This is a genomic window from Shewanella sp. 10N.286.51.B7, assembly GCF_002873615.1.
GTDB classification, from domain to species: Bacteria; Pseudomonadota; Gammaproteobacteria; order Enterobacterales; family Shewanellaceae; genus Shewanella; species Shewanella electrodiphila.
The window spans coordinates 26,594-38,439 of record NZ_MCUF01000043.1 but is presented as its reverse complement, the minus strand read 5'-3'; the positions used below and the strand labels follow the sequence as shown (position 1 = coordinate 38,439).

The following is an 11,846-nucleotide window of genomic DNA, read 5'->3' as shown; positions in this document are numbered from 1 at the left end:
AAAAACCTTTGTTTATTAATAACTTTTTGTTAACAGTTACGATTTAATTAGCCATCGATAATCACTTATGAGGTAGGCAAAGTCAAGGTGTAGAATAGTCGTAAGAGTTTAGTATTATCTAGACCGAGATCGTCAACAAAGAATGAGAGCTTTTTATGAAACACTAAAAATAAAACAGTATCGGCAACATGTCCTTAAAACCTATACATTATTAGTTATTCGAAAGACCATACTCTGCATTAACTGTAAACATCATGTTCATGGCAATGAAAAAACTTATAAATTGATATAACAAAGCCCAATACTGAGATTGGGCTTTGAAAATTATCTAATGTAGACCAATTGGTTAATCTACTGCTGGGTAAAAATAATATTATCGATCCAAACAGAATCTTCTAAAGAAGACACACTGCCGTCTTTGAAATACTCAAAACGAATGGTGTTTTCACCGGCAACTAAACTTAATAAATAGTTAGTCCATTGTTGAGCTGTAGAATCAATCATTAATTCATCATTAAGGTATACCCGTAATTTATCGCAGCATGGCTCAGAGAGTACTAACACATCAAAACTAAGTTCTCCATCTGTCACTAGTACAGAAAATTCAGTAATACTTTTCTGTGAGTCACCAATATCACCCGAGCGGTAACTATTACTACCTTGACTCACTTGATCTTGAGACAGTGACCAATTTGCATTTGAATCTACAGGTTCAGTCCAAATTAAATTCAGTTGCCCCTCAAAGTTTTCTGTAAAATCGGTGAGTGCATCAGGTATAGACCCTGCATCATTAGGATCAGTTAAATATAAATTGACTTCAGCTCCATCGCTAAACATGTCACCGTCAGTATCGCTCAGTAACGGATTGGTAAATGTTGTGTTCACTTCAACTCCGTCTTCTAATCCATCTAAATCAGTATCTTTTAACGTTGGATTAGTCAGGTAGAAATTGACTTCATCACCATCTGACAATTGGTCATCATCGGTATCAAACACAGCCGGATTAGTGAAATTATGGTATTCAACAAGATTATTTAAACCATCTAGATCTAAATCAATTGATGCGTCTGATGAATCGAGATCGCTTAAACCATATTTGTGCTCCCACCAAGATGGCATGCCATCTAAATCTTGATCAATAACTGGGACATCACTAATAAATTGACTACTAGAATGCTCCAGTTCAACGCTAAAACTGTCAAGGGATAAACTGGTTTTGATTAACCTGTAATTAGAATCAGTAATAAGTAACTCATTACGTTGGTTAATATTAATATCTATCAGCGGCGCGTTGATTGATAAAGTTTCAACTATCACACCTTGAACATCGTATTTTAAAACGTCACCACTCCATGTGACCAAATACATATTACCCTCACCGTCTGCAGTCACGGCACGAGAGTCCTGTACTAACACCGAAGAGTCTAATTCCATGGTATTCGGATTATAAATATCAATTCCGGAACCTGAAAGCGCATATAAATTGCCATCTAATCCAATACTTAAATCAAAATATCCAGCACCAGAAATATGCTCTGAAGTCTGGTTAACAAGGTCAAACTTTACTATGCCTTGACTATTATCGTAACCAACATTCATATCTGTTACGAACACATTGGAGCCCAAACTATCAATGCCACCGTATGTTGAATTATTTACTATTCCCCAACCCGAATGAGTTAAGCTCTCCCATGTATGACGCTCAGGATCATATAATGATAATGAAGGAGCAAACACTCCATTAAATACCGCAATTCGACCATCATCTAATACCTCAATATCGCGGGCACTGTATGAAAAAGAAGGGACTTCAACAGTCTTTGTCACCTGATTATCATAATCAAAAAACGATAATTGATTATGCTGTTGACTAACATATTGAGTCGCAGACTCCGCTAGAGACTGCAATGGAGTAAATTGAACATCATCTATTCTTAAGGTGCAATTATCATAGTTATAGAAATATATATGATGTATGCCACGAGGGATGAGCATTGTATGCTGCTGCCAATCGTTACTCAATGTAACGTATTGAATATTATCGTCGTAGCCAAAAGCTGACGAAGCCCAAGCGCAATTACTTTGCACTTTGAAGCTCAACTCATTACCGGCAAAGTAACCCATAAAGCTGATGTCAGCTTCACCGTTAGTATATAAACTATAAGTACCATCACTTGCAATAACATCGTCAACATACCAAGTGGCTAAACTTGCATTCATTGACCATGAATCTGGGATAAGTTGATCTTCAAAAGAATATGACTCGCTAGTGATGATATGAGGCGCTGAATTAATATCGTTAGGGTCTGTTTGTAACCAATACTCTTCAAAATTCGTAATGGTGTCGCCATCGCTATCACTCGCGGAATCTGTAGGGTCTAATAAATTAAACCCTTGCTCTATCTCCCAGTTATCAGGCATGCCGTCAGCATCAGTATCTGAATTTTTTGGATTTGATAAATGAATATTTAACTCATCATAATCAGTTAAGCCATCCTCATCAGAATCAGCATTAACAGGGCTTGTTCCTGAAACAAACTCTTCAAGATTACTTAATCCATCAAGGTCGGCATCAAGCAATGCATCATCAGCAAAGTACTTATCGAAACCGTAGAAATCCTCATACCAATCCAACATGCCATCGTCATCAACATCACCACCAACATCTATAGCGGTCAACTTTCTATTTTGATGATCTAAAATATAGAGTGCACCCTCACTCCCTAAAGACAGCATCCCTCCTTTAGCAATCGACCACCGCTCTTGATGGGTATCAAGATCAAGTGCATAAGTCATACTATTATCAGAAACAAATAACAAAGAATTACTGACCACAATATTGCTGGCTAAGAATTGATTGTTATCAGCCTCCCACGCCCACAACAACGATCCATCTCTTGAGTCTAATGCATTAATAACACCGTGATTAATCACATAGACTTCACCAGCGCCTACAGATATTCCGTCTGCATAGCCTGCTACTTTGTTCCACTTAATCGATTTAGTGGATAGATCTATAGCAATTAACTCATTGTTATCAGATAAAAATAAGTCATTTTCAAGACCTAAAACAGCCGTTTCCCCATTAATAGAGTTATCTTCAATTGCGATCGACTCCACCAATTCGCCATTTTCTTTATCAATGATATGCAGATCATTATCTAGCATATAAACCGAATTATTATCGACTGTAGGAGTCCAGTTATAAAGATTATCTTGCTCTCTAAACCAAATCTCTTCACCAGAGTTTGCATCAAACCTATATACACCGCCGTAATAGCCTCCACCAACATATACACCATCTTCAAAAATGGTTGGAGCAGCGTAGCGTGTCCACTGGTTTTCATAGGCAGACTTAAATACCAAATCACCAGAGTTGATATCCAAAGCTCGAAGGAATGAATCACTATGACCGCCAGTTTGAAAATAAACTTTACCGTCGCTATAAGCAGCGGGGGTAATCGCATCAACTTGGTAAGTACGCTGCCAAGCTGTAGTACCATCCAATGCGTTAAAGCTTACTAATTCCTTAAACCCATAATTTTCAATCTGACTACCCGTTAACAAAACATAATTATCAGCAATCATTAATTTATCGGAATAGAGATCAATATTTAACGGTATATCAATCGTCCAACGCTCAGATAAATTATCAACATCAATATCAACTACATTTAGTCCATTATGAGATGCATTACCTTGCAAGCTCGACCACGGGGAAGCTGTCGGTATATCTGCAATATCTATAGGATTTGTTTTATAAAAATACTCTTTAATATTCAAAAAACCATCAGCATCAAAATCAAGCTGAGCATCATCTTCTTGAGGGTTGAAACCATAATTCACTTCCCAACCATCTGACATACGATCGTCATCAGTATCAAAATTCATTGGTAGTGTCAGATACACATGGACTTCATCACCATCACTAAGATTGTCAAAATCGCTGTCTATTATTGAAGGGTCTGTACCATAAGCAAACTCATCAGCGTTACTTAAACCATCGTTGTCAGCATCAGCGAGAGTATCGTCCAATAATGGGTTTAATGAGTTAGCCACCTCCCATGAGTCTGGAATACCATCAGCATCACTATCTTCATTGAGCGGGTTGGTTCCTAATGTTGCTACCTCTACATAATCATTAAGTCCATCAGCATCTGAATCTTGATTTAAGGGATCTGTGCCGTGATCATTAACTTCTTCACCGTCTGTTAATCCGTCGCCATCGGAATCGCTATTTAGTGGATTTGTCTGTACACCATTAACTTCATCTCCGTCACTTAAACCATCGTTATCTGAATCAGCATTGGTAGGGTCGGTCAGTAATGAATACTCTATGAGGTTACTTATTCCATCATTGTCAGAGTCGAGAAGCGCATCATTTTGATCACTGTCATCTAAGCCATAAATTTGCTCCCACCAACCAGGAATACCATCATTATCATGATCAGCTACAACTTGATTGGTGTAGCTAAGCGTCTGTAATTGTTCAGTAACAACAACCAAATCATCATCAATGACCTCTAATGCCACAGGCATACCAGAAAAACTAATTACACCAAGTTGACGAAGCTCTTCACCTGACCAAACCGACAATACCGAATCACTAGAATCGGTTACTGATAAGGCAAATATTTCACTTCCAATCCATCGAATATCAGTAGTCGATAGCCCTAAATCAGCCACTTGCTCTAACGTTGATGCATTAAAAATTTTACCGCTACCTAAAATCACCTTGGTATTGTCACTAGACACTCGAACAGGGTGACTAATACCATCACTACTATGATAAGGAGAATCACCTGAAGATGTGATAACACCAGTGGACTGATCTATTTCTTCATAATGTAAATCATTTGGTGATGTATCATCCCTTAAGAAGTACACTCTTGAAGTATCAGAGTTCCAGGCATATGTATGGGAGAAATAGTTCCAATCTTTACTGTCTGTTTTAACACCATCTTGATTGAAAATATGATGAGAAACCCAAGCACCACTTGAGTCTTGCGCTAAAACGTAGTTACCAACACTCGCTAAGCCATTGACAGACCAACTTAAACTAGTAAACGGCTGTACTTCATAGGTGTTGCTAGGCTCGATGGAATGAACCTCTCCAGACTCAAACCCCACATATAAGCGTTGATGTTCAGCAGAATAAGCAAGCTTGTTGGCAGAATGCGCAGCTAGAGAAGGAAACAGTGGTTTAAGATTGATAGGATTATCATAAGACTCACTACTGGTGTTCCAAGTATATACTTTTTGATTTTCAGCACTTAATAAATAAAGCACGCCATCCGCGGACACCACATCATCAGCCAAAAAGTCAGGTACTGTTGTATTAAAGTCACACACTTCATTTAAGCCATGTTCAGTTAACCAACAAGCTGAATCTTCAGGAAAAGCATCCACTAACGCTAATAATTCAGCATCCGTTTCTACCCCCTCATTGACTTCATCAGCAAAACCATCGTTATCTGAATCTTTTGAAAATGCAGGGTTAGATGCAAAGGCATCCTCAGTATTAATCACGCCATCATTATCAATATCATCATTGGCAACAAAAGCTTGAATTTGCACTCTATCTGGAGTGTTAACAATCAATACACTGCTATTATCATATGAAAATGAAGCTAGAATATCCCCATCAAACGTTAAATATTCTTGTACAATAAGTTCGGCATCTCTTCTTACCAAGTATGATACTTCCTCACTGGACTCCACAGTTACTAATGTGTTGTCAGCCAACCAAAAAGCATCACTAATTTGACTTGATATAGAGCCTGTCCACTCAAGAGTATTACCGTCATAAATATCACCGCTACCCAGTAACACTTTGCTTCCATCAAGTGAGACTGAAATAGGAGGTCTAATAACATAATCCCCATGGTGAGGACTGTCGACTTGCTGAGTTATTTGTCCTGTAGATTGGTCTATTTCAGTAGAAATAAGGTCATTTGGAGCCGAATCATCACGAAAATGGTATAACTTTGAGTTGGCATCGCTCCAAGCAAAAGAAGCTGAATTTAACTCAAAGTAATTATTGTTTTGTTCAGACGCTTCAGCCGAAATATTGAAGCTTGCATATTCTTGATTATAATAATTATGACCACTTAAAGTAAGTAGATAATTACCAGCGGAAACAAGTTGATTAGCTGGCGTTTCTAACGTTGTAAAATGCACCAATTCATGACCATCAATGTAACTAATATCGCCATCGTCATCACTATAATATAAACGGCTATGGCCATTAACAAAGCCCATGACTGGTGAGTCAATTAACGCTATAGGTATTGGTGTAAGGAAGTGTTCAGTCGCAGTGTCGTAACGATGTATTACTCCCCATTGTGGTCCAGATAAATAAACTAAACCATCATTGCCAAATTCAACTTCACTTGGCGTTTCTATTGCCATCCAAGTTAAAAAACACTGTTCATTAACCCCATCAGATTCCGCAAAACAACTCGCATCACCAGGAAAAAAGTCTGCATTATCGCCAGTTCCATCACTATCTGTATCAATGGATTCAGTGTCATCCAATGGAAAAGCATCTTCTTCGTCTACAATGCCATCCCCATCATCATCGGTATCGGCATTATTGCCAATACCATCACCATCAGTGTCTATTGATTCAGCCGCATCTAATGGGAAAGCATCTTGATCGTCATGTACACCATCTCCATCATCATCGGTATCAGCATTATTCCCAATACCGTCACCGTCAGTATCAACTGACTCAGAAGCATCTAATGGAAAGGCATCTTTATCATCTAAAACTGTATCGTTATCATCATCTGTATCTGCATTATTTCCAATACCGTCACCATCAGTATCAACCGATTCAGAAGCATCTAACGGAAAGGCATCTTTATCGTCATCAACGCCATCACCATCATCGTCTTTATCTACATCATCGGGCAAACCATCACTATCCGTATCAACGCTAGGTTGAGGTTGCGGCGATGGCTCAGAACTCTCTCCACCTCCGCCTCCACAACCCAGTAAAAATAACATGAGTAGTGTAATAGTAACTGTATTTTTCATTGCGCTTCCTAGCAGAGAAATTATATTAGCAACTCATTTAATCCGATGAGCCAAATAACGAAATTTGAAGGAGAATAGAAATAAAATTAAGAAGGGAAAACACCGATTTCGACATTATCCATAATGCAGTTTAACTCAACTCTTCCTTGAATCTAGAGCACAAAATACACACAATACTCGCAATAATCAACATTACCCTAACAATTCAAGGTGTAAAAATACCAATAAAATCAATTATGACAAGACAAATGACTTATCTAGTTGACACGTCTTTATAATATTCATTTAACCGTACCCATTAACGAAACAATCAAATACACCAAACAAAGCGACACCATCAGAAGATGTAACTATTTAATAAACAAAAAATAGCCCTGTTACACCTAAAAGTATTTAAGTTTGATACTGGGCAATCAAAGCTAATCGAAGGGAATAAAAAAGACCCACGAATACTGATTTTTTATTTTTAATAAAATAAATTTTGTGGAAAAAGGCTTATTCAGCTTGATAAAGTGTTTGGCATTGTTCAGGTTTTACCTTAACGGTTTTTGATTTCGGCTTAGACTTTTGTTTGGATTTGGACTTGTATTTAGGTTGCTTACTCGCTTCATTTGACGCCAATATTTGTTTGCGCCACCAATCAAGCTCATCACAACCTGTGCTCGTTGGTGGCGCTTTTTGGTTTTGACATAATGCATCATTTTCAGGGCAAGCCAAACGCACATGCATATGAAGAGAGTGTCCCCACCAAGGGCGCACTTTAGTCAGCCAACTGTCATCTTGCCAGTCCATATTGCACAGTTGCTGTTTGATTGCTGGATTAACAAAAATCCGCGCAACCTCGCTAGACTCAGCTGCTAACCTGATCATAGTGCCGTGATGAGCTTGCCAATCTTGATTAACGTTAAATGCCGACTTATCAACAAGATCTAACTTCTGAGGGGTTTCTCTGGCATCTTTTGTCAATGTCTGCTCAGCTTGGCGAAACCAAATATCTGCATCAAGCCCAACTTGGTGACTTGAATGACCCGATTCAAAATTACCACCGCGAGCCATCGAGATATCACCAATCAAAATATCATTCATCCCTGCTGCTTGGGTCTGTTTAGCAAAATTAGTAATAAAGGCCACTAATTGAGGGTGGCCATAATAGCGATGACGCTCTGTGCGTATCACCTGATAACCTTCACCTATCAAGGGTAATGCTTTTGCCCCTGCTAGACAGCCATTGGCATAAGAACCAATCGCTGCAACCTTACCTAAAGATGGAGTGTCAAATTGATTCCATTTCATCTGTTGAGCGAAAACTGCAGGAATAGATATAGAGATTAAAATGGTGCCAATAAGTAGTGCGTTTTTCGGCAGAAATACTTTGAAAAAATATGACATGTGCAGCACCCTTTTACACTTCAGATGATGATAAACATAAACAAATTAAGCTTTATCTTTATAGAGTCTAGCAAGAAAATAAGACCGTGAAGTCAGCCTGTTCGGCATTAAGAAGAAGGAATTAAGAAAAAGGAGTTGAGAAAAGGAATTAAGAAATTAAAAAGGCATTATCATTTTTTAAATGATAATGCCCATATTGCCATTAACAGCAAAGGTAACTAATTGAATTAACTTGCCTCATTACCCTATCGAACATTATTCCCTTTTGGTATTTCATTTCTATACAACCACTGATACATCGTCGGTAATACCAACAGCGTCAGTGCAGTTGAGCTAAACAAGCCACCGATGATCACCACGGCTAACGGTTGTTGAATTTCGCTGCCGGCACCTGATGACATTAAGATGGGGATTAACCCTAGTGCAGAGGTGAGCGCGGTCATTAGCACTGGCCGCAATCGACCAACCGTGCCTTCATAGACACTCTCAAATAAGCTCTCATCACCTTCCATATTTCTAACATGTGCACGTCGCTGATTAATCGCGTCTACTAGTACCACGCCGTTTAACACCGCCACCCCAAATAAGGTGATAAAACCGATAGAACTCGGCACGGACAAATAGGTGCCTGTACTATATAAAGCAACCACCCCACCAATTAGCGCCAGTGGTACATTCGCCATAATTAAGCCAACCTGTTTGATTGAACCGAACGAGAAATATAGCAACAAGGCAATTAATACTATGGATACTGGCACTACTAACATCAGCTTTTGTTGCGCACGTTGTTGGTTCTCGTATTGACCACCAACCACCACAGTGTAACCTGCTGGTAACTCTGCCTTTGGCACTATGGCATAAATGTCATTCACCACTGAGCCCATATCACGCCCTGAAACGTTGGCTTGTACTACAACGCGGCGCTGCACATCATCACGGCGAATATTAGGTGGCGCCATTTCTACGCCTACTTGCGCTACATCGCCTAAACGAACTTGCGCGCCATTGGCACCACGTAATATCAAATCTCTAAGTGCATCGGGTGAGCTGCGGTAAGTTTCAGCTAAACGCACATTAATATCGTAGCGGGCATTACCGTCAATGACCTGTCCTGCACTCACACCACCAATACCTTGACTCACTAGGCTCATCACTTGATCGACACTAATACCGTAACGCGCCAATTGCTCTCTTAATGGCCTAACGACCAATTGAGCCTCACCGCTGACTTGCTCAAGCGACACATCTACCGCGCCTTCAATCTCACTAACAAGCTCAGTAAGTTGCTGCCCCTTTTCAGACAAGACATTAAGATCAGGCCCCAAAATTTTAATCGCTAATTGAGCTTTCACTCCTGATAACAGTTCATCAACGCGGGTAGCAATGGGTTGTGAAAAGGTAAACAGCAAACCTGGGAAAACACTTAATTCGTCTTCCATTAAGTGCTGTAGCTCAAAACGATTTTCGGCACTTTGCCACTCATCAACAGGTTTTAAGCCGATGTAGATTTCAATGTTACTCACCGGCTCAGGGTCGCCGCCAAGTTCAGGTGCGCCAATACGACTTAAGGCATATTCTACCTCTGGGAATGCCATCAATATTGACTCTATTTTCGGCGCTATATCTAACGATGTCGCCAAACTTGCAGTTGGAGCAAGCGTCACCCGCAGGTTAATAGTGCCCTCTTCAAGTTCAGGGACAAACTCAGTGCCAAGTTTTGGCACTAGCAGCATACTAGCGATAAATAATGTAGCAGCAGTTCCCATCACAGTTGCAGGTTTATGCATTACCGCCAAAAGCAACTGCCGATACCCTTGCTCAATTGGGGTCAAGATTGGGCTTTGCTTGAGGGTGACACCGCGATTAAACAAGTACACCGCCATTGCAGGAACAGCAATCAGCGCAACTAACAATGCAGATATCATCGCTAAAATAATACTTACCGCCATTGGCTGAAATAACTTGCCTTCAACCCCTTCAAGCGCAAATAGTGGCGCGAACACCACGATAATAATCGCAGTAGCAAAAAAGATTGGGCTGCACACTTCATTAGCCGCTCGCATGACTTTATCCGCTGTTGGATCTGAACTGTTTTCCTCTTGAGTTAATTGTTTAAAAATATTCTCAACCATCACTACTGAGCCATCAACCAACATGCCAATAGCTACCGCTAGGCCACCAAGCGACATTAAGTTAGCCGACAATCCAAAGTAAGACATGATCATTAACGCTAACCCAATCGATATCGGAATGGATAGCAGCACTAATAAAGTGGCACGTAAGTTCACCAAGAATAAAGCCAGAATAATCACGATAAACACAAAAGCCATTAACAGTGCATCAATCACAGTGGTAACCGCTTGCGTAACTAAATCGGATTGATCATAAAACACCTCAAATGAGACGCCTTTTGGCAGTGCTTGTTCAATAAAACTAACGCGCTTTGAAATGTCATCAATGGTGGCTTTGGTATTCGCGCCCATGCGTTTAAGTACTACGCCAGCAACGACTTCGCCCATAGCATTGACTTCGGTTTTGCCATTTACTGGATTTTGCTCTTTACGGGTAAAAGTAACCGCCCCTACACGGATTTCACGGCCATATTCCACCTTGGCGATATCAGTAACACGAACTGGCGTCCCCGCGACCTCTGTTAATGGAATTTGCCCTATCGCCTTTAAGCCCGCCTGACCCGATGGCAATAAACCATAACCACGTACAACCAGCTGCTCTTGACCTTGGGGCATAAACCAACCACCCGCATTACGGTTATTGCTTTCGAGCGCCTCGGTGACTAGGGGCATAGATAGGCCGTAGCTTAATAATTTATTCGGGTCGACTTGCACTTGGTATTGGCGAACATCACCACCAAATGACAACACCTCTGTCACCCCTTCTACTGGCATTAAAATCAGCTTCACTAAGTAATCATTAATACTACGAAGCTCTGCAGCATCAACGCCTGACGCTGGGGTTGCCCGTAAAATATACTGATAAACTTGCCCTAACCCAGAAGTATTGGGGCCGATTTCAGGTACACCAACGCCATCTGGGATCATTTCTTTAGCCGCTTGTAACTGCTCAAACACCTGCTGACGGGCAAAATAAATATCGGTGCCTTCAGCAAAAACCACTGTGACTATCGACAATCCAGTGCGAGATAATGACCTTACCTCAGTGACTTCAGGTAAGGCGTACATAGCCGATTCCACCGGGTAACTGATCAGTTTTTCAACTTCTTCAGCAGCGAGCCCCTCGGCTTCAGTATTCACTGTCACTTGCACATTGGTTACATCAGGAAATGCATCCAAGTTTAATTTGGGCAGCATGAATACGCTGGCGGCAACAATAAATATCAATGCCAAGCCCACTAGCAATCGGTTTTTCACCGCTGCTTCAATTAATTTCTGTAGCAT

Annotated in this window: 3 protein-coding genes; all 3 read right to left on the bottom strand. The window is 40.3% G+C overall.

Annotated elements, in window-relative coordinates; all coding sequences use genetic code 11:
• Positions 1 to 351: 351 nt before the first annotated feature.
• The gene (locus tag BCU84_RS12785; RefSeq protein ID WP_102528473.1) at positions 352 to 7,041 is read right to left on the bottom strand and encodes a PQQ-binding-like beta-propeller repeat protein; all 6,690 of its coding nucleotides are present in this window, start codon (positions 7,039 to 7,041) and stop codon (positions 352 to 354) included.
• Positions 7,042 to 7,536: 495 nt separating this feature from the next.
• Positions 7,537 to 8,430, bottom strand: coding sequence for a penicillin-insensitive murein endopeptidase (gene mepA / locus BCU84_RS12780; RefSeq protein ID WP_102528472.1), 894 nt, complete (start codon positions 8,428 to 8,430; stop codon positions 7,537 to 7,539).
• 245 nt (positions 8,431 to 8,675) lie between these two features.
• A complete protein-coding gene (locus BCU84_RS12775; RefSeq protein ID WP_102528471.1) occupies positions 8,676 to 11,846 on the bottom strand; it encodes a CusA/CzcA family heavy metal efflux RND transporter in 3,171 nt (1,056 codons plus the stop codon).